Origin of the sequence: Leptospira sarikeiensis, assembly GCF_004769615.1 — a bacterium.
Lineage (GTDB): Bacteria > Spirochaetota > Leptospiria > Leptospirales > Leptospiraceae > Leptospira_B > Leptospira_B sarikeiensis.
In genome coordinates this window covers 203847-227500 of sequence record NZ_RQGF01000009.1, presented here as the reverse complement: position 1 = coordinate 227500, position 23654 = coordinate 203847, and the positions used below count along the sequence as shown (strand labels likewise).

The 23654-nt window shown below is 40.5% G+C and carries 22 protein-coding genes; 12 read left to right on the top strand and 10 right to left on the bottom strand.

Annotated elements, in window-relative coordinates; all coding sequences use genetic code 11:
- Window positions 1–17: 17 nt before the first annotated feature.
- Window positions 18–935, top strand: a complete 918-nt coding sequence (locus tag EHQ64_RS04115; protein WP_135648228.1) for a LysR family transcriptional regulator — start codon at window positions 18–20, stop codon at window positions 933–935.
- 75 nt (window positions 936–1010) lie between these two features.
- Here the strand turns inward: EHQ64_RS04115 and EHQ64_RS04110 are convergent, their stop codons facing one another.
- Entirely contained in the window at window positions 1011–2138 is a 1128-nt protein-coding gene (locus tag EHQ64_RS04110; RefSeq protein WP_135648227.1) for a TauD/TfdA family dioxygenase, read from the bottom strand.
- A gap of 430 nt (window positions 2139–2568) precedes the next feature.
- Here EHQ64_RS04110 and EHQ64_RS04105 point away from each other — a divergent pair, with 430 nt between their 5' ends.
- Together EHQ64_RS04105 and lfb1 are read left to right on the top strand one after the other, a co-directional pair.
- Window positions 2569–5805 (top strand): acetyl-CoA carboxylase family protein, encoded by a 3237-nt coding sequence (locus EHQ64_RS04105; RefSeq protein ID WP_135648226.1) that lies wholly within the window; start codon window positions 2569–2571, stop codon window positions 5803–5805.
- Between the two features lie 98 nt (window positions 5806–5903).
- On the top strand, window positions 5904–6263 hold the full coding sequence (lfb1, locus tag EHQ64_RS04100; protein ID WP_135648225.1) for an LIC10280 family protein: 360 nt from the start codon (window positions 5904–5906) through the stop codon (window positions 6261–6263).
- A gap of 93 nt (window positions 6264–6356) precedes the next feature.
- Here lfb1 and EHQ64_RS04095 read toward each other — a convergent pair whose 3' ends face one another.
- The 5 genes from EHQ64_RS04095 to EHQ64_RS04075 all read right to left on the bottom strand — a co-directional run bounded on the left by EHQ64_RS04095 (window position 6357) and on the right by EHQ64_RS04075 (window position 11411).
- Entirely contained in the window at window positions 6357–7379 is a 1023-nt protein-coding gene (locus EHQ64_RS04095; protein WP_135648224.1) for a DUF4384 domain-containing protein, read from the bottom strand.
- Window positions 7380–7477: 98 nt separating this feature from the next.
- The gene (locus EHQ64_RS04090) at window positions 7478–8551 is read right to left on the bottom strand and encodes a sulfate/molybdate ABC transporter ATP-binding protein (RefSeq protein ID WP_135648223.1); all 1074 of its coding nucleotides are present in this window, start codon (window positions 8549–8551) and stop codon (window positions 7478–7480) included.
- 9 nt (window positions 8552–8560) lie between these two features.
- Entirely contained in the window at window positions 8561–9427 is an 867-nt protein-coding gene (cysW, locus tag EHQ64_RS04085; RefSeq protein WP_135648222.1) for a sulfate ABC transporter permease subunit CysW, read from the bottom strand.
- Window positions 9424–10251 carry a sulfate ABC transporter permease subunit CysT gene (gene cysT, locus EHQ64_RS04080; RefSeq protein WP_135648221.1) on the bottom strand — a complete coding sequence of 276 codons (828 nt, stop codon included), beginning with the start codon at window positions 10249–10251 and terminating at the stop codon, window positions 9424–9426. Before cysT ends, cysW begins: the two co-directional genes overlap by 4 nt.
- 110 nt (window positions 10252–10361) lie before the next feature.
- Window positions 10362–11411, bottom strand: a complete 1050-nt coding sequence (locus tag EHQ64_RS04075) for a sulfate ABC transporter substrate-binding protein (RefSeq protein WP_135648220.1) — start codon at window positions 11409–11411, stop codon at window positions 10362–10364.
- A gap of 295 nt (window positions 11412–11706) precedes the next feature.
- Between EHQ64_RS04075 and EHQ64_RS04070 the strand changes: the two genes are divergently transcribed.
- The 7 genes from EHQ64_RS04070 to EHQ64_RS04040 all read left to right on the top strand — a co-directional run bounded on the left by EHQ64_RS04070 (window position 11707) and on the right by EHQ64_RS04040 (window position 19284).
- Window positions 11707–13752, top strand: coding sequence for a PP2C family protein-serine/threonine phosphatase (locus EHQ64_RS04070; protein ID WP_135648219.1), 2046 nt, complete (start codon window positions 11707–11709; stop codon window positions 13750–13752).
- Window positions 13753–13908: 156 nt separating this feature from the next.
- A complete protein-coding gene (locus EHQ64_RS20460) occupies window positions 13909–14043 on the top strand; it encodes a hypothetical protein (protein WP_008589440.1) in 135 nt (44 codons plus the stop codon).
- 96 nt (window positions 14044–14139) lie between these two features.
- On the top strand, window positions 14140–16620 hold the full coding sequence (locus EHQ64_RS04060) for a hypothetical protein (protein WP_135648218.1): 2481 nt from the start codon (window positions 14140–14142) through the stop codon (window positions 16618–16620).
- Window positions 16605–17762, top strand: coding sequence for a DUF445 domain-containing protein (locus EHQ64_RS04055; RefSeq protein WP_246048584.1), 1158 nt, complete (start codon window positions 16605–16607; stop codon window positions 17760–17762). The genes EHQ64_RS04060 and EHQ64_RS04055 overlap by 16 nt, the downstream gene beginning before the upstream one ends.
- 46 nt (window positions 17763–17808) lie before the next feature.
- Window positions 17809–18105 (top strand): hypothetical protein, encoded by a 297-nt coding sequence (locus EHQ64_RS04050; protein ID WP_135648217.1) that lies wholly within the window; start codon window positions 17809–17811, stop codon window positions 18103–18105.
- Window positions 18102–18449 (top strand): hypothetical protein, encoded by a 348-nt coding sequence (locus EHQ64_RS04045; RefSeq protein ID WP_135648216.1) that lies wholly within the window; start codon window positions 18102–18104, stop codon window positions 18447–18449. The genes EHQ64_RS04050 and EHQ64_RS04045 overlap by 4 nt, the downstream gene beginning before the upstream one ends.
- Window positions 18450–18570: 121 nt before the next feature.
- Window positions 18571–19284 (top strand): pirin family protein, encoded by a 714-nt coding sequence (locus EHQ64_RS04040; RefSeq protein ID WP_135648215.1) that lies wholly within the window; start codon window positions 18571–18573, stop codon window positions 19282–19284.
- Between the two features lie 86 nt (window positions 19285–19370).
- On the opposite strand, the gene EHQ64_RS04035 is transcribed toward EHQ64_RS04040, so the two are convergent.
- Window positions 19371–20381, bottom strand: a complete 1011-nt coding sequence (locus tag EHQ64_RS04035) for a S1C family serine protease (protein WP_135648214.1) — start codon at window positions 20379–20381, stop codon at window positions 19371–19373.
- A gap of 145 nt (window positions 20382–20526) precedes the next feature.
- Between EHQ64_RS04035 and EHQ64_RS04030 the strand changes: the two genes are divergently transcribed.
- The gene (locus tag EHQ64_RS04030; protein ID WP_246048583.1) at window positions 20527–21027 is read left to right on the top strand and encodes a DUF1579 domain-containing protein; all 501 of its coding nucleotides are present in this window, start codon (window positions 20527–20529) and stop codon (window positions 21025–21027) included.
- Between the two features lie 59 nt (window positions 21028–21086).
- Here EHQ64_RS04030 and EHQ64_RS04025 read toward each other — a convergent pair whose 3' ends face one another.
- Window positions 21087–21398 (bottom strand): putative quinol monooxygenase, encoded by a 312-nt coding sequence (locus EHQ64_RS04025; RefSeq protein ID WP_135648213.1) that lies wholly within the window; start codon window positions 21396–21398, stop codon window positions 21087–21089.
- Between the two features lie 82 nt (window positions 21399–21480).
- Here EHQ64_RS04025 and EHQ64_RS04020 point away from each other — a divergent pair, with 82 nt between their 5' ends.
- Window positions 21481–22398 carry an NAD(P)H-dependent flavin oxidoreductase gene (locus EHQ64_RS04020; RefSeq protein ID WP_135648212.1) on the top strand — a complete coding sequence of 306 codons (918 nt, stop codon included), beginning with the start codon at window positions 21481–21483 and terminating at the stop codon, window positions 22396–22398.
- A 49-nt stretch (window positions 22399–22447) separates the two neighbouring features.
- On the opposite strand, the gene EHQ64_RS04015 is transcribed toward EHQ64_RS04020, so the two are convergent.
- Window positions 22448–22729, bottom strand: a complete 282-nt coding sequence (locus tag EHQ64_RS04015; RefSeq protein ID WP_135648211.1) for a hypothetical protein — start codon at window positions 22727–22729, stop codon at window positions 22448–22450.
- A 139-nt stretch (window positions 22730–22868) separates the two neighbouring features.
- A complete protein-coding gene (locus tag EHQ64_RS04010; RefSeq protein WP_135648210.1) occupies window positions 22869–23285 on the bottom strand; it encodes an SRPBCC family protein in 417 nt (138 codons plus the stop codon).
- Window positions 23286–23654 lie beyond the last annotated feature (369 nt).

Sequence of the window (23654 nt, the reverse complement as noted above, 5' to 3'; positions counted from 1 at the left end):
TTAGGTATCAATAATATATGGATTTATCCAAACTAAGATCTTTTATAGTCGTAGCGGAAGAATTAAACTTCCGAAAAAGCGCCGAAATTTTGGGAATGGCACAACCTCCATTAACGAGGATTATCTCTTCTTTAGAAGAAGAGCTTTCCACTAAATTATTCGAACGGACTACAAGACAGGTTAAGCTGACCGGTGCCGGTGTTTACTTGTTAAAAGAAGGAAGAGAGATTATAGCAAAAGCAGAAAATATTGAAAAGGAAGTGCGTAATATCGGTAAACTCAAGGCTGGAGGACTGAGCATTGGGTTTTCGACTACGACTTTTATGGCGAGTTTACCGCAGATCATCAATGAATTTCAGGATCGTTTTCCCAGGATCAAACTCCAATTACATCAAGAGTCCAGAAATAGGATCATAAAGGGTTTAAAATCCGCTCAATTCGATATTTGCTTTTTGGAAGGAATTACCTCAGATCCTAGTTTAGAAAAACTTCCAGTCCATGACGAGGAGCTTGGAGTTCTTGTACCTAAAAGACATCCTCTTGCAAAGAAAGAAGAGATCGAACTTAGGGAATTAAAGGACGAAACTATCATATTACATCCCAAAAAAGATGCAGGAAGTTTTTACGATACGATTTCCCAACTTTTTAAACAAAGTGGTATCAAGCCCAAGGTTTATATAAAGAACGAAAGGGAAAGTTGTCCTATACTGGTAGCGACTGGAAAAGGAGTTTCTTTAACGATTTTAGGAGCTCAGAACTTTGCGCCTGCAGATACCAAATTTGTTCCAATCAAACGATTATACTTGCCGGTTTCGGTATTTTGGATCTCTGAAAATAAAAATCCTTCTTTAAAAACTTTTTTAAGTTTCGTAACGGAGAGTAGTTTTATCAAAAACAAAAATGCAGAATGTTTAATGGATGTAATGAGACTTTAGGAAAATAAAAACCTCGGATCTTTATTTTCCGTTTATCTATGCGGAAGAATACCAGAGGTTTTTTGCTTTAGATCTTTATTCCGTCCAAGCGACTTGGATCTCTCTTTCTCCCGTAAAAGGTAATCTTCCGTGGGAGACAGAATAATTATCTATATAAAGGATATCGTTTTTCTGCCAGGAGAAGATCTGTATATTTCTCCAAAAGACACCTAAGATCGTTTTAATATCTTTTTGAGAAATTTCAGATCCGTCGCCGTAAGTCGCATGAACATCAAGTTCCTCCGAACTTTGGAATGCCTTTTTAATAAAAGTCAAAAGATTCAAGATCAAATATACTCCGAACCCTCTCAAAGTTTTTTGTCTCTGAAAAATATATTTATATTCCAATCTAGGAGAATCTATATGGAAAGTTTGGCTATGATTATGCCACGCTTTGGAACCTGAGTTAGGATGTTTCCTGATCCCGACTTGGGAATTAATTAATCTTAATTTATTTCCAGGTAACCACTCATGTTCGAAATTTTGTTTTTTAAATTCTTTCTCAGCGATCTTTTTGTCTTCTGTTTTGAACATCTCGCTCCATCGTTTTGTTTTCCAAAGACTATAACGTGAAGAGCCGGGCCCGTCGTAGTGACGAATATACTTGATGCCGAACTTCTCCGCTTTTCCTGAAATATGTTCCGGCATTTCTCTCAGAACGGTCCTTAGATCGGTGATAGGAGTTTCTCCGTTTTTTTTCGGAGCAATTTTCGCGTAGAAGAAAAGTTTCTTAGGAGGGTGATTTAGAAAACTCATTTCTGCGTGTTGCATGATCGGATATGCGGAAGGAAGTTCGCTTGCTGTATGAACAAATTTCGTTTTTTTATCTCTAGGAGAAGTCCCTAAATACGCCTCTGAAAGATTCGAATCTAACCCTAAGGCAACTTTTTCAAAATTTTCGGAGGAACCGATATCAAAACCTCTGAATAAGATCGCGCCGTATATTAAAAGATCTCTTTGAATTTCTTTATGATTCTTGCGGATCCAATCGGTCAGAAATTTCAGATTTGCAAATTGTGAAGAAGAAGGAGAATAAACGATCGGTAGGCTTAACCCCTCTATATGGCTTTTCAGGATCTCCTTTTCAGCTTTCGGACTTTTTTGTTTCTTAGTGCTTACTGATCTTTTGGAGCTGTTAGATTTGGATAATGTGCTTGCAGGCATATAAATTTCCTTCTAAAGCCAGTTCAGTAAAAGCCCCGTTTTAGCTCTATAATTATTTCCAATATATTGGAAATAAGAATCGTTATTTTGGATAATGATTTATTCATTTGTGCAATATATTGATCATTTGTTAAATCAAACCAAATGAGAGTTTGAGAAAGAAATTCAATACTCTTTCCGGATTCTTTCGCCTTTTCGAAAAACAGTAAATGTACTCTTCCATTTTGTTCGGGTCTATTCATTCTGAAAAGCGAAGATTGAAAGTCATATAATATATATTATGTAAATTTAATATATATTAATTATAGGAATTTCTATTTGGCGATGGCTTACAATCGGTTTTGCATTCAAACGAAATGAGTTTTGCCTTTAGTGGTCATTTGAAAATTGATCGACTGCTTATGTTTCCTGGTAAAACTTCTGCCCATCTATGAAATTATCTAAACTATTAATTGCGAATCGTGGAGAGGTTGCAATCCGGATCGCGAGAGCTGCGGGATCTTTAGGCATAAGAACTGTTTCTATTTATTCAGAAGATGATTCTAATTCAAGACATAGATTAGTTACCGATCTGTCTTTTCCTTTAAAGGGAATCGGACCTAAAGCTTATTTGGATCATGAAAAGATCTTATCGATCGCTAAATCTGAACATTGCGATTCGGTGCATCCTGGTTACGGTTTCTTGAGTGAGAATTCCGATTTCGCAAAAAGCTGTGAATCTTTCGGGTTGATCTTTATAGGGCCGAGCGGATCCGTATTGGAAACGTTAGGTGATAAGTTGAAGGCAGTGATCCTTGCGGAATCCTTAGGAGTTCCTACATTGCCGGGATTGAGAAAGATCGTAAATATTTCGGATGCTGTGGAATTTTATTCTAAGTTTGGAGATTTTCTCTTCAAAGCCTTGGCAGGAGGAGGAGGGAGAGGAATAAGGCTGATAAAAAATCAAACAGAGATCGAGGAACAATTTCGTATTTGTTCCGAAGAAGCAAAACATTCATTCGGAAATCCCGATCTATATATCGAAAAATATCTTCCGGAAGCAAGGCATGTAGAAGTTCAGATCTTAGGAGACGGGTCCGGAAAAATATTACATTTTTGGGAAAGGGACTGCTCCTTACAAAGAAAGAACCAAAAATTACTAGAGATCGCTCCTGCTCCATTTTTAGATCCGGATATTCGCAAAAAGATATTAGAGTATTCTATAAAAATCGCTGAACATTTATCTTATAAGGGTTTGGGAACTTTCGAATTCCTGATCGATCCTAAGTCAAATATCTATTTTATAGAATCCAATCCTAGACTTCAGGTTGAACATACGATTACCGAAGAGATCACTGGATCAGATCTAGTAGAAGTTCAGTTACAAATTGCGGGAGGAAAATCTTTCAAAGATCTGGGTTTAGAACAAAAGGATATTCCTGAACCGAAAGGATATGCTCTCCAGATACGGATCAATTCCGAAACATGGAATACTAAGGGAGAACCCATCCCATCAGTCGGGAAACTACATATCTTCGAACCAAGTTCCGGCCCGGGGATCCGAGTGGATAGTTTTGCATATTCAGGATACGATATAAATCCGAATTTCGATCCGTTACTTGCGAAACTGATCGTTCGATCTAAACATTCGGAACTTACTTCATTAATTAAGTCTGCGTATCGAGCACTGTCTGAATTCCGGATAGAAGGTTGTTCTACGAATCTCCCGTTTCTTCTTAATCTATTACAAAGAAAAGAACTCGGAACTTACTCTGTTGGAACAAAATTTATTGAACACAATATTGCAGAATTGATCTCGAATGAGGGAGCCGCTCATAAAAAATTCCAATTCGATCTTATTCCCAAAAGTAATTTAGAAAATATTAAAGAGCAAGAAGAAGTTCCGGAAGGTCTTGCTCTATTTTCTTCTCCTATGACAGGGAATCTTTTGGAAATTTATCCTTCTGAAGGCGATCTGGTCCGTAAAGGCGAAAAGATCGCTCTTCTTTCCTCCATGAAAATGGAACATCTATTACATTCTGAAATAACCGGGTTCATTGAAAGAACAATTATCTCCCCTGGAAAAGTGGTATCGGAAGGAGAAGCTCTATTTTGGATCCGTCCTAGTTCTGATGAAAATTCCATTGGGCAAAGATCTGAAGAAATTGATCCGAATGAAATACGTCCAGACTTAAAGGAACTTTTGGATCGCCTTGCACTAAACGAGGATAGATCCAGGACACAGGCAGTAACAAAAAGGCATAAAAGAGGACAAAGGACCGCGAGAGAGAATATAGCTGATCTTTGTGATCCTGGGAGTTTCGTAGAATACGGCGCTCTTGCGATCGCAGCCCAAAGAAGAAGAAGATCTTTGGAAGAATTGATCAAGCTGAGCCCTGCGGATGGATTGATTGCAGGGCTTGGAACTGTGAACAAAGATCTATTCGATCCTCATCAATCAAGAATTTCTGTATTAGCTTATGATTATACAGTTTTTATGGGGACCCAAGGAGCAATGAATCATAAGAAGACAGATCGATTTTTGGAGATGGTTGAAAATCAAAAACTCCCTTTGGTATTTTTTACGGAAGGAGGAGGAGGACGTCCCGGAGAAGTGGATGTTCCTGCAGTCGCCGGTTTGGACTTGCATACTTTTCGAAAATACGCAGGATTAAGGGGAAAGAGCCTCAGAATAGCGATCGCTTCCGGAAGATGTTTTGCCGGAAATGCTGCTTTATTCGGAGCGAGTGATATCCGAATCGCAACGGAGGATTCTAATATCGGGATGGGTGGTCCTGTAATGGTAAAAGGAGGCGGACTCGGAAATTTTTCGGCAGAAGATATCGGACCTGCCGAAACCCAAGCGAAAAACGGAGTGATCGATATTCTAGTTCGAAATGAAGAAGAAGCAGTAATTATTGCAAAAAAAGTTTTATCTTATTCTCAAGGAAATATTAAGAATACAGAATGTAAAGACCAGAAATTCCTTAGAAGTTTAATTCCTGAAAATCGCCTGAGATCATATGATATTAGATCCGTAATCGATACTCTATCAGATACGAATTCCGTGGTCGAATTCCAAAAAGATCATGCAAAAGGAATCGTTACCTCCTTGGTCCGGATAGAAGGGCGACCTTTAGGTTTAATCGCTAATAATCCTGCTCATTTAGGAGGGGCGATAGATGCGGAAGGTGCGAATAAAGCAGGAAAATTCTTAGAATTCTGTGATCTTCTAAAATTACCTATATTATTTCTTTGTGATACACCCGGGTTTATGGTGGGGCCGGATGCAGAGAAAAAAGGTTTAGTTCGTAAGGCGGCTGAATTTTTCCAAGCGGGTGCCTCTTTAAAAGTTCCAGTCTTTACAATTATTCTTAGAAAAGGATACGGTTTAGGAGCGATGGCTATGGCGGCGGGAAGTTTTCATTCTCCTGTGTTTACTATCTCTTGGCCAACGGGTGAATTCGGAGCGATGGGTATAGAAGGGGAAATCCGTACAGGTTACCAAAAGGAACTCGCCGAAGTGAAGGATTGGAAAGAAAGACAAATTTTATTCGAACGATTGGTAGCAGAGGCTTATGAAAGAGGGAAGGCAATCAATATGGCTTCTTATCTGGAGATAGATGCGGTCATTGATCCTGCGGATTCCAGGAAATGGATACTAAGAGGATACGATTCCTGCATTTAGAGCCATTCCATATGGAAATAAATGTTTTCATCCTATCTATAAATATCTTGCTAAGATTCCCATGTATGTTTTGATTTTCCCCTCACGTGGAGGTATTCATGTTTAGAAATCCTAAAGCCAAGATACTGGCTTTATTTACCGTGATCGTTTTGACGGTTTCCTTCTCTTATTTAAGTGCGCAGACATCGAATGTTTATGGTACTTACAAAGTAACAGGAACCAATCCGGACGGAAGTAAATACAAAGGAAGTGTCACGATTACTTTAAACGAAGACGGATCTTATAATTTTCAATGGACTGTAGGAAATAGTTTTACTGGAACAGGCTCCTTGAGCGGTAGCACTCTTACTGTTGATTGGGGTGATACGTATCCGGTGATCTATACTGTCAAAAATGGTGGCAATCGTTTGGAAGGCACCTGGGGCAATGGCACAGGTACGGAGATACTAACTAAATAAATTCTTGCTCCGAAATAACAAAATCCCTACCTCTCTGAGAAGAGTAGGGATACTATTTTTTTTGGGCCATGTCGGATCCGAAAAGTTTCCTATCTAATTTTCTTTCGTTTGTATCTCCAGTTCTGAAGTGTTCCATTCTCCTTCCGGCAAACTTGTTTGTATTAATTTGATACCCCGGTTAACGGATTCAATAGGTCTTTCGATGATCCCGAACGGAGAATCGCCGTATGATCTAGTCGAGAATAGATTCAGTTGAGATTTGCTTGCGATTACCTTTATAGAATCTTTTCCGTAAGGTTCTCCCGCTGCCAGAATATATCCCGATTTTCCATCCGGAACGATCAGATCGGTATTCGCTTTCAGGAAATTATTCGAATTAAAAGCGTTTGGAAAGAGTAAAATCGTTTCACCATCACTTTGTAGAAGTATCAGATGAATATAACAATCTTCCGAACTACGTATCGTAAATTGTACTGGATCGTTCGTAAAATAGACAGGCCGGGAAGAGGACAAACTGATCTTAATATCTGAGTTCTTAGGCTTCAAACCGTTTAGATTTTTTAAAAGAAGATTCTGAGTGAGATATCCTAGTAATTCAGTGTAAATTTTTTCGGACTTTTTTTCCGTAAAACTTCGAATGAATTCTGATTTAGAAGATTCCACATCCATAAGCTCCAGGGAAAACTTTTCCTTTTGTCGCTTAAGATAGACCAACTTTTGAACGGATAAAAGTTTTCCGAGTTTTGGAGAATTTCGGGTATCTGTGATCCCTGTTTGATTTAAGGAGAGTTCGTTTAACGCGTCCGCGGTTTTTTTCCGATCTGCAAGATTGATCCTTTCCGAACGAAGTAGGAGTTCCTTCAAATCGTCTTCTAAACCGGTTGGAATTCCTTCTTCGCTTATTAAGGCTAGATTGAATTTGTCTATAAATGATGGTTCTGATCTATTTTTTTCCGGTTTCGGATTGGATCTTATGTTCGAGGTTTGAGTAACGGAAGAAGAAGTTACACAGAAAAGATGTATAAAAAAGAGGGGAATGAAGAGGAGTCTTGGATTTATCCATCCATTTTCGCTCCTGGCCTTCTTGGCATCTTGAACGAAAATAAAACGGACCATCTGAGTTTCTCCCCAAAAGAAATTTTAGCTTTATAAGCTTATTCCATTTTGGACCGACCCGGACCTGAATTTTACTCCATCCGGAAAAAAATTTAGGATTAAATGGAAAAATCTTCCATGTATTCCACATATACCTTCGCCTTTCTGATCCGAAGATATACAGTCTCACCTGGAAGTAGATTCAGCTCTTTGAAAGCAGATTGATCCAATAAAGATTCGATCAGAGTACCTGAATCCAATCGTTTTAATTCGATCCGAACATTTCTTCCTGTGGAGTGGATATATTGTATCTCTGCCGGAATTCCTTCGGAGGAAGATCTGGTGATTTCCACATCATAAGGTCTAACGTATGCTACTGCTTCCTTGTCTACAACGTCCGAATGTTCAGGAGTATCTACATGAAGATCTCCGATCTTTGCGGTCCCTTCATTGATCCTTCCATGGAATAAGTTCACGTCTCCCAAGAAATGGAATACGAAAGGAGTTTTAGGTTTATTATAAACTTCGTCAGGAGTACCGATCTGTTCGATCTTTCCTGATCTTAAGATCACAATAGAATCACTTACTTCTAACGCTTCTTCCTGGTCATGGGTTACGAATACGCTCGTGATATGGATCTCGTCATGTAATCTTCTGAGCCAAGTGCGAAGTTCCTTCCTTACCTTTGCATCCAAGGCTCCGAAGGGTTCATCCAAAAGTAAAAACTTAGGTTCGATCGCAAGAGCTCTCGCCAATGCGACCCTTTGTCTTTGCCCCCCGGATAATTCGAAAGGAAATCTATTATGGAAATTTTCTAATTGTACCAATTTCAAAAGTTGGAAGACTTTTTCTTTGATCTCTTCTTTAGAAGGTCTTGTGGATCTGGGACGAACTTTCAGGCCGAAAGCGATATTTTCGAAAATCGTCATATGACGGAATAATGCATAATGTTGAAAAACGAATCCTACTCCTCTATCTTTGGAGTTTTTCGTTTTAGATTTTTCTCCGTTGAATAGTACTTCTCCTTCGTCCGGAGTATCTAATCCAGCAATGATCCTGAGTAGAGTGGTCTTGCCGCTACCGGAAGGACCGAGTAACGCGACTAGATCTCCCTCCGGAATTGTCAGGTCTACCTGGTCTAAGGCTTGGAATTTCCCAAATCGTTTGCTTACATTTCGAATTTCAATAGACATTCTTTTCTCCTAAGATTTGGCAACCTGAGTATTTTTTTCCGGAGCAATCGTTTCTTCTGAGTCTTCTTTTCGGCGAAGGTTTCTTTCCAAAAGAGTTTTTAGGATCAATGTAAGTAAGGAAAGAAACACAAGTACCGACGCCGCAGAAAAAGCTCCTACTGAATTATATTCATTATATAACATTTCTATCTGCAGAGGAAGAGTATTCGTTTTTCCTCGTATATGCCCAGATAGAACGGAGACCGCACCGAATTCTCCCATTGCTCTTGCATTACATAGGATCAAACCGTAAAGCAGACCCCATTTGATATTAGGAATGATGATCTTTATGAATGTTTGTGGAAGAGAGGCGCCTAGTAGTATTCCGGCTTCCTCTTCTTCTTTTCCTTGGCTTTGCATAAGAGGGATCAATTCCCTGGCTACGAATGGTAATGTGATGAATACTGTTGCGATTACAAGCCCTGGAGTATTAAATACGACCTTAATATTCCATTCTTCTAATGTATCTCCGAGCCAACCCTGTCTTCCGAATAACAAGAGAAAGATTAGCCCCGAAATGACCGGAGAAACCGCAAAAGGAGAATCTATGATAGTGAGTAAAAGATTTTTGCCGGGAAATTCGAATCTGGTCAAAAGAAATGCCGCTACTAAACCAAACGCGGTGTTGAGTGGAACCGCGATCCCTGCGACCTTTAATGTCATGAGCATTGCGGAAATAGTATCCGAATCCTGGAGACCTTGCAGATATGCGTCCCAACCCTGTGCAAAAGCTTCTAAGAACACAACGGTGATCGGTAATATCAGAATGATAAACGCTAACCCCAATACGGAAGCGATTAAAGCGAAGCGGATCCAGATAGACTCAGACTCTTTCATCCTAGCCTCCTAGATGCGCGGTTTTGTAGATAATTGATCCCGAACATGATCGTAAAAGATAATACTAACATGAGCACTGCGATCCCGGTCGCCTTTGCGTATTCGTATTGTTCTAACTTTGTTACGATAAGTAGTGGAAGTATTTCCGTTTTACCGGGTAAGTTCCCTGAAATAAAAACAACTGATCCGTATTCTCCGATCCCTCTTGCGAATGCCATACTGGTCCCTGCGAGTAGAGAAGGAATGAGTTCGGGTAAAATTACTTTTGTAAATGTTTGGAAACGAGTCGCTCCTAAACAGTAGGCGCTTTCTTCCAATTCTTTAGGAAGGTCTTCCAAGATAGGTTGTACTGTGCGAACAACAAATGGGAATCCGATAAAAACTAAAGCGATCACGATCCCTATCGGAGTGTACGCGATCTTAATTCCATATGGTTCCAGATATTTTCCAATAAAACCATTTGGTGCGTAGATTGTAGTCAATGCAATCCCCGCAACGGCCGTGGGAAGAGTGAATGGAAGATCCACAAGAGAATCTAGGATTTTTTTGCCCGGAAATTCATATCGAACCAAGACCCATGCAAAAAGAAATCCAACAAAAAGATTGATGATAGCTGCGACTCCACCGGCCCCGAAACTTAAATACAAAGCCTTTTGGATCCTGTCTTCGGAGAATACTTCCCAGAGGCCAGAAACTCCTAAGGTAGCGGATTTGAAAAATAATGCAGATAAAGGAATAATTACCAGAAGGCTCAGGTAGAACGTAGTGAGGCCTAAAGAAAGACCGAAGCTTGTTTTTGAATATGGGCGAATGATCAGTTTCAATCTAGAGGGACCCTTTGAAGTCGATTCTTGGGAAACACCCTATTTCGTCAAACCAAGAGCCGCCCTAGGGCGGCTCCGATTTTCATAAAGAGTTTCGTAGGAGTTCCTACTTATTTCTTAGCTTCGCCGTAGATAGAGTCAAAAAGCCCTCCGTCAGCGAAATGTTTTTTATGAGCTGCTGCCCAAGATCCTTCGATACTTCTTACATCGAATAATTGAAGTTTCGGGAATTTTGCTACGTTTGCTTTCAGGATCGCAGCGTCGTTCGGGCGGAAGAAATGTTTTGCGATGATCTCTTGTCCCTCTTTAGTATATAAGAAATCTAAATAAGCCTTAGCGATCTCAGTAGTTCCTTTTTTCGCAGCAACTTTCTCTACGATTGCAACCGGAGTTTCCGCGAGGATACTTGTGCTAGGATAAACCACTTCGAATTGAGCGTTTCCACCGTTAGCTTTTCTGGATTCGGATAGAGCAAGTTCTGCTTCGTTTTCCCAAGCAAGAAGAACGTCACCGATCCCTCTTTGAACGAAAGTAGTTGTGGAACCTCTTGCGCCTGTATCAAGAACGGAAGTGTTTTTATATAAAGCTTTTACGAACTCGATCGCTTTTTCTTCTGTTTTGTATTGTTTTTTAGCGAATCCCCAAGCTGCTAAATAGTTCCAACGAGCTCCGCCTGAAGTTTTAGGATTTGGTGTGATCACTCCGATCCCTGGTTTTACAACATCGTCCCAATCTTTGATCGCTTTCGGATTTCCTTTTCTAACTAAGAAAACAATGGTAGAGTAGTATGGAGTGGAATGGTTCGGGAAAGATTTTTCCCAGTCCTTAGAAACAAGTCCGCCGTTTGCAACGATACTATCGATATCGTAAGCTAAAGCAAGAGTTACTACATCGGCTTCTAATCCGTCGATCACTGCTCTTGCTTGTTTACCGGATCCGCCATGGGATTGTTGAATACTCAGAGCCTTGCCGCTTTTTTTGGTCCAGGATTCTACGAACTTCTTATTGATCTCTTCGTACAATTCACGAGTTGGATCGAAAGAAACGTTTAAGAGGGTATCATCCGCGTATGCAGAGAAGGAAACAAGAGCCCCCAAAGTAAGAACCGCGAGGCCTTTGCTGAAAGAGCGTATTAGCGATGTGGTAGATTTTGCTTTCATAGTATTCAATTTTACGTCCCTTCCGATTGTAATCTCGGAAATTTAATCCAATTTATTGGATATTTTTCTGTTATAGTCGGATGAGCTTCTTTTTTGTCAAGAAGGGTTTTATATTTTCAAACAAATTTTTCCTATTTTAAACGCTTTTTTAGCCCTTATGGGAGAAGGTACTTTTAAGACCGAAAGTCGCTTTCGCCTCGGGATAAATTTTGCTTTTAAGTTCTTCTTCTTATGAAAAAATCCCAAGGTCCTAAGCCGCCGAAATCGGTTTCGGTCCAAAGCGATTTTGATCCAAATGAAAAACCTTCTCACCTGTATTGTGTTCTTATTTTTTATGGCCGGGCTCTCTGGATGCTCCGATGGTTCGGAAAAATCGGATCATCCTTCTGTGGTCCAAGGCTTTTTAGAGATCAAAGATTACGATCTAAATACCCAAGGCCCGATCGTACTTTCAGGGCTTTGGAAATTTACTTGGTTGTATTGGAAAAGTTCCGGAAAAGAATCCCAAAATTCTCATGAGATCGTAAGCGTTCCTTCTTCTTGGAACGGCAGAAATGGTTCTAGGCTCGGAGAAGGATACGGAACCTATGAACTTACGATTAAACTGGATAAAAATTACGGAGACTTGGCATTTATTATCCAAGAACAAAGTTCTTCCTACTTTTTGTATGTGGATGGAAAACTTTTAGCTTCCTGCGGCGAAGTGGATATTCCTTCCGGAGCCGATATCACGATCTTCGAAGTCCAACCTGCTTGGTGCAATCGGTTCGTAAAATTTTCTCCACAGGGAGAAGAGATCAAAGTCGATATGCAGATCGCCAATAAGGATCATAGACTAGGCGGTTTTTGGGCTCCGATCCGATTCGGGACAGCTTCTTCTTTAGAGAAAACCTGGCATGCGGAACGTTTTCTGGATATGTTCCTTGCAGGAGGGCTTTTCTGTATCGGTTTACTCCATTTAATTTATGCGGTCGTAAGAAGAGGAGAATCCGCCTCCATGTATTTCGGCCTATATTGCGTGATCATGGCGGGGAGAGGCCTTTTTTCCGGGACCAGGATCATTTCAGAATATCTTGAATTTCTAAAATACCATCATTACGTAAGAATAGAATATATCACCTTTTATCTCGCGATCCCTGTTTTCCTAAGTTATATCCTTTCAGTATTTCCTAGAGAACTCAAAAGGATCCTCGTGGACCTAGTTTGGTGGATCGCGATCGGTGCATGTCTTGTGGTCCTTATCTTTCCGGTCCATATATTCACATTTACGATCACTATCTATTATCTTGTGGCATTTCTTGCCGGGACCTTAGGATTATTCTCCCTTACCAAGGCAGCATTAAGAAGAAGAAAAGGTGCATTGATCATACTTGCCGGTTTTGTATTCGTGTATGCTGCAATGATCCATGATATTTTATACGCAACTTTCTATCTGGATACGGGATATTTTACGAATATCGGTGCATTCATGTTTTTAGTGGCCCAGTCCGTATTCTTATCCATTAGAAGTTCGGATAGTTTGGATAGACTTTTGGATCTTTCTAGAAATTTGGAAAGAAGAGTGGAGGATCGGACCAAACAACTTCGAAATGCTCTTAGGCTCATCCAAAACGATCTGAATGTAGCAAGAGAGATCCAAAAAGGGCTTTTACATCTCGAAGACCGGATGGAAAAAACGGTCGGCCAAACTAAATTCAGGATCCTGCATAAACCTTTGGCGGAAGTGGGCGGGGACTTATACGATATAGTAGAATTTCCTGACTCTAGGATCCGGATCTTTCTTGCGGATGCCACAGGCCATGGGATCCAAGCCGCACTCATCACTATTTTGATCCGAAGCGTTTATGAGGATCTGAGAATGAAGGAAGAAAGTCCCGGAAAACTTTTGTCCGAGATCAGTTCTGAATTTCATGGGAAATACGGAAATGTTTCCACATTCTTCTCCGCATCCATTTTGGAAATTTCTCCTGACGGGAAAAAACTCACGTTAGCTCTTGCGGGTTCTCCTCCGGTTTTAGTACAGACCAAGGATGAAGAGCATGTGATCGAATGCGAAAATCCTCTTGTTGGTCTTCTTGAAAATTTCGATTTCGAAGATAAAGAGATCTCTCTTACACAAGGATTCAGGATCCTATGTTTTACGGATGGACTTACGGAATCTTCTAGGTTGCCCGGAGATTTTTACGGAATAGAAAGGGTGCTTGCTTTCCTAAGAACAGGAGATTCCAAAAATTTAGAGGAACTTCTGGGAGGAATAGAAGAGGATCTTCTAAAATTTTTAGGAAGTTCCGAACCAAAAGATGATATTTTAGTTTTGGGGATAGAAGACCAACGTAAGTAGAGCTTTTCAAAATGGAAAATCACTCGTGCTTTCTAGCGAAGGCTGTTCGTTTTCTAGTTTTATTGTTTAGAACCATAAAAATGATGGTTAGAGAATACGGTAAACGGGCTTATTCCTTAAGAGTGATCCCGAAATCCTTACCTGGCAGAGGACCCTATGGCATTCAAGCTCGACGGGGCAAAATTCCCCACCTTGGAAGAGTTGATTACGGCTCTTTATCCATTATATGCGGACAAGATGAGCGAAGCTGAGTTTAGAAAGTACGTTCAGGAGAATGTAAAAGAGGAGTAGCCTCCTCTTTTTGCCCCGAAAATCCATCGGGGCGAATCCCGAATTTCCGGTTCTCTTTTGCTTGTCAATTCCAGGGGTTTTCCTTACCCTCTCGGCATGCCTTTTTTTCAGAAAAAATGGAGACTCGCTCCGGCTTGGCGAAGGCCTTTATTATTACTCGCCTCCTTTTTTGTCTTAATCATTAAATTCAGTTTTTTATTTAGCGGAGATACCCTTTCCGGTTGGAGCCTCCACGCTCAAACTCATTTAGCTGAGATCTATGATTCACTTTTGGATAATGGGCAATCCTTGGGATATGATAGTCGTTGGTTTTCTGGGATGCCTGTGTTTTTTTACCAGCCCCCTTTTTTCTACTTCTTGGTCGCGATCCTGCATAAGACCGTATTTTTTTGGGCTTCACTTTCTCTTTCCTTCAATGTAAGCGTTCTTCTTTCCATCTTACTTTTTACATACGCGTTTATCAAATTCAGTCTTTTACTCTTAAGCGAGACCAATCATAGGGCGAATACAGTAATGCTCGCTATGTCCGGGCTTCTGTTTTTCTTTTTATGTGCTGGAGAAGAGCCATTCGGGCTTTCCTTAGTGGGACTTTTTAGCGGATCCGTAACTGGATTTTTCGGACTAGGCTGGAGTTTATTAGGTTTTTATTATTTAGAAAAATATAGGACCACAGGAAAACTTTCTTCCCTATCAAAATATTTGGTGGTAAGCGCCTGCGTTTATTACTCCGATTTTCCATCTTCTCTTTTCTATTTGGTCTCCCTTCTCATCTATTTCCTATTTTTGGGAGAAGAACTCGGAAAAAGAGCGTTCTCTATCGCATTCTTCATTCCCTTGCTAGTCGCTTTACCCGTTTGGTGGAATTTTCTAAAATATTCTTCCTACAGGGCGGAGACATTTCCGATGGATTCCACTCCGGGCCTTATTTCCATTTTGGGATCAGGAGCCTTAAAACCGATTTGGGAAGGAAGCGGATTAATCGCCTTCTTATGGAATTTTATCATAGGCCTACACTGGATCCAGGCAGTTTTTCCGGTGCTATTTCTATTAGGAATTCGTTCTATTCTAAAGCGTAAAATTTTCCCTCCCGCGTCTAGATTCGTATTTTTTGCAAGTTTGATCTTTTATTGGATCGGAGTGGATACTTCTCTCTCTAAATTTTTTCCAGGATTAGGATTTCCATGGTATAGAGCCTTGGATCTTTCTCTTTTATTCTTAACTCTATCGGGCTTGGAAACTGCAGTTCATCTTCTGAAAAACAAATCCACTTCTTGGGTCGCTCAATATTCTGTAGGAGCACTTTTATTTTTTGCTCTGGTCCGATTCTTTCTTTGGCATCCGGAGTTGGAATGGAAGGAGAATACTACTTTTTTGAAAGATAGTTTTTCCGCATTAGAGATGAAGGATGTGGAAGTTGCACTTGGAGAATTACCGAAGGATTCTAAAATTTTTCCTGAAATAGATTCTCATAGGAAATGGGGAGATAGTCCTTTTACTCTCGGGCTTCTAATCAGAAGGGCAGGGCATAGGAATCTTTTAGGAATGGAAGCGGACGCTTCTTTGACTTCTCTTGCCGTTCAACCGTATTTGAGTCGTTATCTTCCTTGGACCGCATGGAAAAAAAATCCAGGCTATGAAGAAGAACTTTCGTTAGAAGATGCGGGCGTCGGACTCCACAGATTTTTGCAGGTGAACGGGGTTTCTTATATCATTGGGTCCACAGAAAAACTTTATAAAATTTTAAAATTGAATCCGAATCGATTCGAACTTCTGAAAGGTTGGGTCAACAGAGAAGGGTTCCGCACAAACGATACTCCTTCCGAGCTGTACGAAAAGGAATTGGAAAGTAAGTCCTTCTTATTCCTTTTTAAAGTGAAAAATCCTGGTACCGACCTTGCCGTGTTGACCGAAAAACCTTGGGGAGTGGCGGATTATAAAGAGCTAAGCGGTGGAAAGGCACTTCGCCCTAAACGTTTTTTATACAATACGAATGAAGCAATTTTGCATGAAGGTTTGGATCCAGGTATCGTATTTGCCAGGATCGGTAAGAATGAAATAGAGGCGACCGGTCAAAATTATAATAAATGGTTCCAAGGTTTACTCGTATTGAATGTTCCGGCCGAACATACGAATTGGAAGGAAGAATTTAAGGCGAAGTATGGAGATCTTTCTTTCTTGGATCGGAACGAATTTTTAGGAAGATTTTTCCCTGTAAAAGATAAATCCAGACCTGAGCCACTTCTTCTTTCCGAAGCCTCCTTATTACCTAGGATCTTTTCAGATGAAGAAGTTTTTGCAGGATCCGAAGTTTTTCGAACAGAAAAGCAGGATAAGAACATATTAGAAAACCATAATTGTAAGATCGTTAGAAGGTCTTACTTTCCGAAATGGGAAGACTCGGAGGGAGGGATCCTCTTTCAAACCCAAAGAAATGAAATTTTGGCCTGTTCTCAGAACGATCAATTGGATATCAAATTCGGGAAGGGGAACTCTATCTTCTTAACCATAGTCCTTTTTCTACTTCCGGTATTTTTCTTATTATCGTCCTTCGTGAAAGGAAGGTGGTTTTTCCGTTGATCGTTTTGTACGGAAACAAGCCGTACTCTAAATTACAATTCGTCTCGAATTTTCTTTTAGTTCTATTCGGAAGTATCCTTCTTTGGGGACTTTGGGACGGATGGAGTCGTTTTATCTGGGGAAATATTCTAATCCACGGTTTGGAAGGTGGACTCGTGGGTGCGATCTGCGATTGGTTCGCCGTATGGAAAACATACAAGGCTGTAGAATCAGAAAGCGAAACGATCGCAGAAGAGATCGGTCGTTGGGTATCTTCCGATCTGATCAGCGAACAAAAATTGAAATCTTACATAGGTGGAATATTGGATGAGCCTGAGAATATTCAGGCAGTCCGAGCACTTTTAGATACGTATCTAAAAGGAGAAAAAGAGATCAGAGAATTCTTAAATCTGATCTGGGATAAGATAGAAGAAGATATAGTAGTTTATGTTTCGAATTTCAGATTCTCGGGCGCGGATAAACAAATACTTCATGAGTTGAATAGCAGAAAGGAAATACTTTCGACTGTCCGATTTTTGGTAGGAGAAACGCTCATGAAAGTTTCAGATCATGAGGACTTCGGAGAAAGGATACAGCGTATCACCAAGGGACTTTCTTTTCTCGCAAAACCTTTGATCTGGCTCATCGACCCAAAGAAAAGAATTAAGGAATTCGGAGAAGGTCTGAAAGAAGGAAAAGACTTCGAAACAGAAGAGGAAGAAGTTCTTTTCGAATTGTATTCCATATTTTCCGAATGTGCTGAACTCTATGTAGGGTCTTGGAATGAACTTCCGGTTGCCAAAAGAGAGGAAGCAGTTCGGGCCTTAGCGGATTTCGTGAGAGAACAATTGAATCGACTCGCAAGCGAAGTGGTTTTAGCCCATAAGGAGGAAATTTCCAAGCTGGAAAATCTGAGAGAATACGGACCGATCCGTTCTTTTCTGGAATTCTTAAGCTCTAAAACGAATGAGTCCGTTTCCAAATATGTGGGAGATCAGATCTCCAGAGGATTGAAATTATTGGAGCCCAAACAATTTAGAGAGAATTTGGAGCTCAAAACAAGAAGGGTCTTGGAAAAGATCAGAATCAACGGGAGTCTTCTAGGTTTTTTAGTGGGATCTTGCATAGGATGCCTCGTCTTATTATTCGAAGGGAAGTTTTGATAAACTCTCTTGCATCTTCTGGGTTGGTGAATTATTATTGTCCCTCATGGATCTGAAACGGTACTGCTTTTTTCTTTTATGTATCGTATTTAGCGGCTGTTATTCGAGTACGGTATTCTATTTTAATAATTTAAGAATGAGACCTCTTCCCCCTCAGGTTGAGGAAAGTTTGTACAAACAAAACGAAAAAGCCTGTGGCGAAAAGATCCGGAATATGATCGTCAAGATCCCGGAAAAAAATCCTACAGCAACCCATGTTCGGGACCTTGAGATCTTCCAATACAATAACGGCATAACTACAAGCTGTTATAGAATGTATTATGGTTTGGAGATCTCTCAATGAAGGTTCTTCATCTATCTATTCTAAGTTTTCTACTATTTTTATTCTCTCAATGTAGTGGAGCAGAGACATTGATTTACAGAGTGGAAAGGATCCGTCCAGCAAAGGAAAGACCTGTCTATTCTCCTAAAAGAGTAGAGGGAGAGGATTGTGTGGTCCAGATATTCCCTTTCATGTTCGCCAGATTTGCACCGGATCTACAAAGCGCATACGATCATGCAATGGAAAAGGCTCCTGCGGGAACTCAATCTTTATCTAATGGAGAAGTGTATACGAAGGGCATGTATCTTCCTCCAATTTTTCTATTTAGATGTATCGTTGTTAGCGGGACTCCGAGTTTTGAATAATAGGATCTAAATTTTTCGGATTTAATAGAAATTGTATTTTAATAAATACTTTAAACGTGAACTATTGGGAATCCGGTCGGTCTAAAAGATAATCATCCCCAAGAGGGGAAAAGGAGATAAAATGGAAGCGGTAGTTCATAAGGCAAACACGAGAGGAAGAGTGGATTTCGGTTGGTTGAAATCAAATCATACGTTCTCTTTCGGAAGCTACATGAATCCTGATAGAATCAGATTTGGAACTTTACGGGTATTGAACGATGATATAGTCGCCCCAGGAAGAGGTTTCGATCCGCATCCTCACCAAGATATGGAAATCATCTCTATACCGATCAAGGGTGCGTTGGAGCATAAGGACAGCATCGGAACTTCAGGCGTGATTGAGTCCGGAGAAGTGCAAGTAATGTCTGCCGGAACCGGTATCGTTCATTCGGAGTATAATCATTCGGAAACTGATCCGGTGAATTTTTTACAGATCTGGGTTTTACCTGATAAAAGGGGAGCGAAGCCAAGATACGACCAAAGGAAATTCCTTCCGGAAGATCGGAAGAATAAATTCCAAGTCGTGGTTGCGCCTAAGGAATCTCAAGAGGGTCTTTGGATCAACCAGAACGCTTGGTTCTCTTTGGGAAATTTGGACGAGGGTTCCGAATCGGAATATACCTCCAAGAACAGAGAGGGTGGAGTTTATGCTTTTCTAATATCTGGAAAAGTGAATATAAATGGGAGCGAACTTTCTGCGAGAGACGGAGTTGGTTTTCCGAGAGCAGAGATCTTAAAAGTCAAGGCTTTGGAAAATTCCGAGATCCTTCTAATGGATGTCCCTGAAATACAGTAAGCGCTTGAATGGTTCACACGGAGATCACAGAGGATTTATTTTTCTCTCTGCGAACTCCGTGTTCTCTGTGCGAAAAAAGTTTACTCTTACTTCAGTTCACCAGGTTCTATGAAGAAACTTCTCATGGAACCGTCCCTTAATAATCGAATTCCTAATTTCCTTCCGATCGAAGTCTCATCCAAAATTTTATGAAGATCATCGATTGTATGGATCTCTTTTTCATCCAGGCCAATGATCAAATCTCCATTACGGATCCCTACTTTATCTGCGGGAGAACCTGGTTCTAAGGACATGACTAAAATACCGGAATCGGAATTTAATCTGTTCATCGATTTAATAAAGTTAGGGATTTTCTGATTTTGTCCCGCGATCCCTAAATATCCTCTTTTGACTGCTCCATTCGTGATCAAACGAGTGATCACATACTCTGCTGTGTTCGAGGCCACAGCAAAGCAGATCCCCTGGGCCGGAAGAATAATCGCAGTATTGATCCCTACCACTCTTCCTTGAAAATCTACTAAAGGCCCGCCAGAATTCCCGGGGTTTAACGCGGCATCCGTTTGGATCACATTATCTATCAGGCGCCCATTACGAGATCTTAATGTTCTTCCTAATGCACTTACAACTCCTGCCGTAACCGTGGATTCGAACCCATAAGGATTTCCAATCGCTACGACCAATTGTCCAACTTTCAATTTTTTGGAATCGGTAAAACTGGAATGAGGAAATAAGCCTCCATGCACTTTTAAAACGGCCACATCTGTATGCGGATCATTCCCGACGAGTTCAGCTTCTCTACTAGAACCGTCCGCGAGATTTGCCTTAATTTTTACTGCTCCATCCACTACATGGCTGTTTGTTGCGATATATCCGTCTGGAGTGAGGAAGAAACCGGAACCACTTCCACCTTCTCCTCTTTGATTTGTCACTTGTAGATGGACTACACTCGGTCCTACCGAATCCACCGCGTGGATCACTGATCTGGAATAAGAGTCTAAAATTTCCTCTTCCTTCTTCTCATCCAAAGAAGTTTCAGAACGAGTATCGTTTCGAACGGAAGAAATAAAGTCCGCGCTATGATTTGTGAATAATACCATATATTTTCGACTCCTGTTTCTAATAGAATGTCCCTAAAACTGCAATGTTGCTCATTCTAAGATCTAAAAATACTTCGGTTTTGAACTTGCAGTTGGACTCAGTCCTAATAAAAACATGTTCTCGTTCGCTTTGATCAGGAGATAAATGATGAGTAAGGAAAAATTCGAAATTTCCAAAAAAGAAGGAGAACATTTCACACTTTCTCAATTAGAGGGGGAGTGGGAGGGGACATCCAAGTTATGGTTCAAACCGGATAAGTTAGAAGGCGAAACTAAGACTGTAGGAATAATTCGGCCAATTTTAGGAGGAAGATTTATTCTCCATGAATACGAAGGAAGTATCGGTGGATCTCCTATGCAAGGTGTCCTTATCTTGGGATATCATATAGATAGGCAAAAAGCGGAATGTGCTTGGGTAGAAAGTTTTGGAATGGGAACCGGGATCATGTTCAGTGAAGGAACTCCTACAGAAAAGGGTTTTTCCGTCCTTGGAAGTTATGGCCAAGATATGTTTCCTGAACCTTGGGGTTGGAGAACTGAATTCGAGATCGTAAGTAAGGACCAAATTATCATAAGAGCGTATAATATTAAGCCTGGTGAGGCGGAGACAAGAGCAGTCGAAACTATCTATTTTAGAAAAAAATAATGGTTTAATTTACGAGCCAATTTTTGTACACCGAGTCCAAATTTAATCTTATATCTCAATTACTTCTTCCAATCCTCCGGTTTGGGAGAAAGTGGTTTATAATACACTGTTGTAGTGCCTTGCGAAAACATTTCAGGGACTGTTCTTCTCCAATTTACGAAATGCGGAGTTTCCAAATGAGCCTTACGTCTGGATTCGGATTCATAGGCTTCTATGATCACAAATCTTCCATCGTCCCCATCATTTTGTAATAGATCGAATCTATAAACACCGTTCTCTTTTAAGGACTCTCTTGAGAGTTCCTCGCTGATTTCAGTAAATTCTTGGATTTTTTCAGGAAGGATTTTGTAGGAAGATACTGTAACGATCATACTTCCCAGTTTAAAGATCCGATTTTCTTCTGCCAGAAAAAAAAGATAGATGGAATCAGGTTAGGATGAAAGCTTCTCCCTTATGAAAATAAAAACTCCAGTTACGGAGATGCTTGGAATCGATTTGCCCATCATCGGGGCGCCCATGTTTCTCGTCTCATACCCTGATCTAGTCGTTGCAGTTTCTGAAGCCGGAGGCCTTGGAACATTCCCATCCCAAAATTACCGTAGTGTAGAGGAATTAAGAAGAGGATTGGAAAATATCCGCTCTCGAACTAAGAAACCGATCGGTGTTAACTTAATTTTACATAAGGCTCATAACCCGAATTGGGCAAAACATCTGGAAATACTTTTAGAATTCAAAGTAGAACTTATCATTACAAGTTTAGGAAGCCCTCGTTCTATCATCAATGAAGCAAAGTCAGTCGGAACAAAGGTATTTTGCGACGTAACTACTTTAAAACATGCTAGGATAGTCGCCAAATCCGGCGCGGATGCGCTTGTTGCAGTTGCACAAGGAGCAGGTGGACACGCTGGAAATATTTCTCCTTTTAGTTTATTCCCTTATTTAAAAAAGGAAATCGGTCTTCCTGTACTTGCAGCTGGAGCGATCAGCGGAGGAGCGCAGATGGCTGCCGCTTTATCTTTGGGTGCGGATGCAGTTTATATCGGAACAAGACTGATCGCTTCTCAAGAAGCCGCGGCTTCAATAGAATATAAGAATATGGTGGTTGATTCCGCTCCGGAAGAAATCGTTTACACTGAAAAAATTTCAGGGATCCCTGCAAACTGGTTAAAACGTTCCGTAGAAAAGGCGGGAGATAATTTCCATAATGAAAGCACTGGAGATATTGACCAAGAATTCAAACGTTGGAGAGATATTTGGTCTGCAGGTCATGGTGTCGCACAGATCGATTCCATTCTTCCTGCCGGAGATATCGTCAAGAACATGGCTTCCGAATATCTGGATATCGTAGGAAAACTTCCGCGATCTGTTTAAGATTTTCTAATATTCGCCCCCGCGAGTAGCGGGGGTTTTCTCTGTTCGATTATTTTTTATCCGAAAAACTTACTGGAATTAAGTGGAAAACTCCGAAGAAAAAAACCTGGATCGCGTCCGGTAATTTAAATCCTCCTCTGTCTCCTGCCCTGAAAGAATAAATTCCTACTTCGATTACATGAATTCCTAAAATTACCCAACCGAGAGTAATAATGATACCGTTTAGGCTAGGATGTAAATTTGTAAGCTCGACAATTCCGCTTAAAGTTCCAAGCCATAAAAGCCAGAATGCTCCTGTCGCAGCCTTGGAAACGTTATTAATTAAGTTCATTGATTTCCTCTTGAAAAAGCGATTCGGAGTATCCAACAGGACGGTAAACATCCGGTCAAGAACAAGTTCTATACTTTTTATGTTGGAACAATGTTCGGTAACGGATGTTTACACTCAACGGGAGAAGTGAATAATCTGATTAATTGGCTTCGGTATACTTTTTGAAATTATCTAGGATCGCTTGCCAGCCACCTCTCTGCATTTCAATCGGATTTACAGTTTCCGGATCGAAACTAACTGTTACAAAGGTTTGTTCATTTTTACTTTCGAATTGAACTGTCGCTTTTCTACCATCGCCCATCGTATAGCTTAAATTTTTTTCAGGGACAATCGTATCGTAAATCGCTTCAAATTCAAAACCGAAGCTTCCGTCTTTTGCTTCCATTCTTGCGCTATACTTCCCGCCTGGTTGCAGATCATTTTTAGCCCAAGGACATTGCCAATCATCTGTGGCGAAATTCCATTTGGTGATATGTTCAGGTTCTGTGTAGTAATCCCAGGTTTTTTTAGCATTTGCCGCAATAGTAGATTGAACGGTAATTTGTTTTAAATCCATTCCGGGGAATGTAATTCATTTACCCAATTTAGGAAATCATTTTCTAAAGAATGATATTCACGTTTTGATGAAAATTTGGCGTATTTACTTAGGTGCAAGAAGGCAGAAGAAATCACCTTAAGAAGTAAAAGCGGACCTAAGGCGCACTTGGAATCAAAATTCCAAGAGAAATTGATATAGTGATAGAGAATATCATAAAAATATGATATAGTGTCCGAGCTTCTCCCACAAGCCCACCACCTCCACCCGAACTTGGGTGGGGGCCGGTTTTCCAAAAATGCCTTATACGGAATGTTGCGCGCCGATTTAAACTGCCGCCTGTTTGACTTTCAGTCATCGACTCGATGGGGCTATCTCTATCGTTTCTGC

Coding starts and splice junctions, on each gene's coding strand:
- EHQ64_RS04115 (WP_135648228.1), top strand. CDS start 18: ATGGATTTATCCAAACTAAGATCTTTTATAGTCGTAGCGGAAGAATTA.
- EHQ64_RS04110 (WP_135648227.1), bottom strand. CDS start 2,138: ATGCCTGCAAGCACATTATCCAAATCTAACAGCTCCAAAAGATCAGTA.
- EHQ64_RS04105 (WP_135648226.1), top strand. CDS start 2,569: ATGAAATTATCTAAACTATTAATTGCGAATCGTGGAGAGGTTGCAATC.
- lfb1 (WP_135648225.1), top strand. CDS start 5,904: ATGTTTAGAAATCCTAAAGCCAAGATACTGGCTTTATTTACCGTGATC.
- EHQ64_RS04095 (WP_135648224.1), bottom strand. CDS start 7,379: ATGGTCCGTTTTATTTTCGTTCAAGATGCCAAGAAGGCCAGGAGCGAA.
- EHQ64_RS04090 (WP_135648223.1), bottom strand. CDS start 8,551: ATGTCTATTGAAATTCGAAATGTAAGCAAACGATTTGGGAAATTCCAA.
- cysW (WP_135648222.1), bottom strand. CDS start 9,427: ATGAAAGAGTCTGAGTCTATCTGGATCCGCTTCGCTTTAATCGCTTCC.
- EHQ64_RS04075 (WP_135648220.1), bottom strand. CDS start 11,411: ATGAAAGCAAAATCTACCACATCGCTAATACGCTCTTTCAGCAAAGGC.
- EHQ64_RS04070 (WP_135648219.1), top strand. CDS start 11,707: ATGAAAAACCTTCTCACCTGTATTGTGTTCTTATTTTTTATGGCCGGG.
- EHQ64_RS20460 (WP_008589440.1), top strand. CDS start 13,909: ATGGCATTCAAGCTCGACGGGGCAAAATTCCCCACCTTGGAAGAGTTG.
- EHQ64_RS04060 (WP_135648218.1), top strand. CDS start 14,140: ATGCCTTTTTTTCAGAAAAAATGGAGACTCGCTCCGGCTTGGCGAAGG.
- EHQ64_RS04050 (WP_135648217.1), top strand. CDS start 17,809: ATGGATCTGAAACGGTACTGCTTTTTTCTTTTATGTATCGTATTTAGC.
- EHQ64_RS04045 (WP_135648216.1), top strand. CDS start 18,102: ATGAAGGTTCTTCATCTATCTATTCTAAGTTTTCTACTATTTTTATTC.
- EHQ64_RS04040 (WP_135648215.1), top strand. CDS start 18,571: ATGGAAGCGGTAGTTCATAAGGCAAACACGAGAGGAAGAGTGGATTTC.
- EHQ64_RS04035 (WP_135648214.1), bottom strand. CDS start 20,381: ATGGTATTATTCACAAATCATAGCGCGGACTTTATTTCTTCCGTTCGA.
- EHQ64_RS04030 (WP_246048583.1), top strand. CDS start 20,527: ATGATGAGTAAGGAAAAATTCGAAATTTCCAAAAAAGAAGGAGAACAT.
- EHQ64_RS04025 (WP_135648213.1), bottom strand. CDS start 21,398: ATGATCGTTACAGTATCTTCCTACAAAATCCTTCCTGAAAAAATCCAA.
- EHQ64_RS04020 (WP_135648212.1), top strand. CDS start 21,481: ATGAAAATAAAAACTCCAGTTACGGAGATGCTTGGAATCGATTTGCCC.
- EHQ64_RS04015 (WP_135648211.1), bottom strand. CDS start 22,729: ATGAACTTAATTAATAACGTTTCCAAGGCTGCGACAGGAGCATTCTGG.
- EHQ64_RS04010 (WP_135648210.1), bottom strand. CDS start 23,285: ATGGATTTAAAACAAATTACCGTTCAATCTACTATTGCGGCAAATGCT.